The 1,868-nt window shown below is 60.1% G+C and carries 4 protein-coding genes and 1 pseudogene; 1 reads left to right on the top strand and 4 read right to left on the bottom strand.

Going from position 1 to position 1,868, the window contains the following annotated elements; all coding sequences use genetic code 11:
* Positions 1-222 (bottom strand): hypothetical protein (locus tag NKJ55_RS35250; protein ID WP_352453903.1); only part of this gene is annotated, 222 nt, incomplete at its 3' end.
* A 191-nt stretch (positions 223-413) separates the two neighbouring features.
* On the opposite strand from NKJ55_RS35250, the pseudogene NKJ55_RS35255 reads away from it, so the two are divergent.
* Positions 414-731: pseudogene (locus tag NKJ55_RS35255) on the top strand (integrase); the annotation flags it as partial.
* Positions 732-733: 2 nt separating this feature from the next.
* On the opposite strand, the gene NKJ55_RS35260 reads toward NKJ55_RS35255, so the two are convergent.
* The 3 genes from NKJ55_RS35260 to NKJ55_RS35270 all read right to left on the bottom strand — a co-directional run.
* Entirely contained in the window at positions 734-991 is a 258-nt protein-coding gene (locus tag NKJ55_RS35260) for an aminopeptidase (protein WP_352453904.1), read from the bottom strand.
* A 56-nt stretch (positions 992-1,047) separates the two neighbouring features.
* The gene (locus NKJ55_RS35265; protein WP_352453905.1) at positions 1,048-1,200 is read right to left on the bottom strand and encodes an aminopeptidase; all 153 of its coding nucleotides are present in this window, start codon (positions 1,198-1,200) and stop codon (positions 1,048-1,050) included.
* A gap of 450 nt (positions 1,201-1,650) precedes the next feature.
* Positions 1,651-1,868, bottom strand: a 218-nt coding sequence (locus NKJ55_RS35270; protein WP_502904550.1) for an ATP-binding protein, incomplete at its 5' end; no start/stop codon positions are given.

Below are 1,868 nucleotides of genomic sequence, written 5' to 3' on the forward strand. Positions count from 1 at the left end.
GGCGCCGGTGAATGCAGTGAAGGGATCTGCGGGGATCTCCTGCGGCTTTTGAAGGCTAGCCTCGGTAAAGATCACGCTTGGAATTTTGAGCTTGGCGATGGACCGGCACGCCTGATCCGACGCGTTTGCCGCCAGTGCAGGCGCACATACACATATGATCGCCAAGATCAGTGCCAGCGTGCACCCGCGGTCCCGCAGCTTGAGCCCGTTAGCCAAGAACATACCCATCCTCCCTGGATGCGCCTGATAGCCCGAAAGCTGATCGCATTGGTAGCTAGTTGTGAGCTTTCAGTAGGTTGTCCATCCGGTCCGAACCGGGAAAGCTGAGATTGTCGAAGCTTCAGTGACTCCAGGGGGACCGGATGAACATCCATAAGAATACCGGTCTGACGCCGCTCGGTCGAGAGCGGATTTTTTGCGCCTGGGCGCGCCGGCAGCACCTCGAGGTGTTGCCGCCTGATCCGCAGACCGTCGGCCTCTACATCACGGCCTGTGCGTCCAAAAAGGTTACAGGAGACAAGAAACCAAACTCTGTGGCGACGATCGAGCGCCGTCTCTCCTCCCTGGCGTGGAATTATACGCAGCGTGGCGAGCCGCTCGATCGAAAGGACCGCCATATCGCCACCGTGCCCGCCGGCATCCGTAACAGCCACGCAAAACCGTCTGTGCAGAATGAGGCCATACTTCCCGAAGACCTGATCGCCATGCTGGAGACGGTGCTCCGCAAGACCCATCAGGTCGCCCCAGGCCAGAGCAACCGGCTCGTCCCCGGGGAGGACGAAACGGTCGACCACTCCGCTTGTTCGACTTGTGTTCGGGCGACTATCCCGGCTTCTATGCATCGCGCTTCGGCGCGGCGAGCTTTGTCCAACGCGCCAAGCCTTTGAACCGAATCGCTGTAGACGGAAGTCGCGGCGAGCTTCGCGTTGTTGATCGGAGCATCGAACCAGGCGTCGTATCCGCGGTATCCACCCCATCGTCTGTCGCGCAATCTGTTGGCGAGCGCGTCCTCAGCCGTTCGATCGCGGCCGTCTTTGCCGCAAACTATTATATGGCGGCCGCCGATGCCATTCGGGCGCGCAATATCTCAGGGGTTGAAGGATCGTCGATCAGTTTTCCGATGTCTTGGCGGGCCGCGATGATCTGCACATGACCCTGCAAAGATTGCGCGTAGTAGGAAATACTGGTGCAACTGGTCACCCCAGGCGTCAGGATAATCGTAGAACCAATCGAACGAATGCACGCATCGCGGTTTGCCTACAGCACTGCTCTCCTGTCCCGATAGCGCAAATTCGCGGTTACTCGGGCCACGAACAGTCGGACCAATTTTATTTGTAGGTTAGACCTTCGTCCTCGGCAAGATTGGCCAAGCGATGACTCGCTGCTGAATTGCCGGCCCGCGCGTGATGAGCGCGAAGGCGTCAGGTGCCCCCGCCGTCAAGACTCAAGCCGCAACGTAATCAGGCGGGAGTGCCTTCCGCTAGGTGGGGATGGACTGGCCGCCGAAGTCAGAAGCAGCAAGCCTGGAGCATAATGGAAGCCCTCGACCATGTGAAGCAGGCCGTGAAGGGCGACCTAGCCTATTTGCAGCCACCTGCTCAAAGCCGCGACATGAAGCCAGCCGCCAGCCTGCTAGTCGACAGCAACCGTTCAGCTTGCTGCCGCCGACCGCTTGAAAACGATGGTCACCTTCGTCCCTTTGTTGGCGCTGGACTCGACGGCTAGCTGCGCCTTGGCGTTCTCGGTCAGCGATCGCGCGATCAGCGCTCCGAGCTTGCCTGGTTTGGGCCACACCTCGCCTTCCGGCAGGCCGATTCCGTCGTCCGCCACTATAACCCGGCAGCCGTCGCCATCGACGACGCTGTGCA

It is taken from the genome of Mesorhizobium sp. M0106 (assembly GCF_040322715.1).
Classification (GTDB): domain Bacteria; phylum Pseudomonadota; class Alphaproteobacteria; order Rhizobiales; family Rhizobiaceae; genus Mesorhizobium.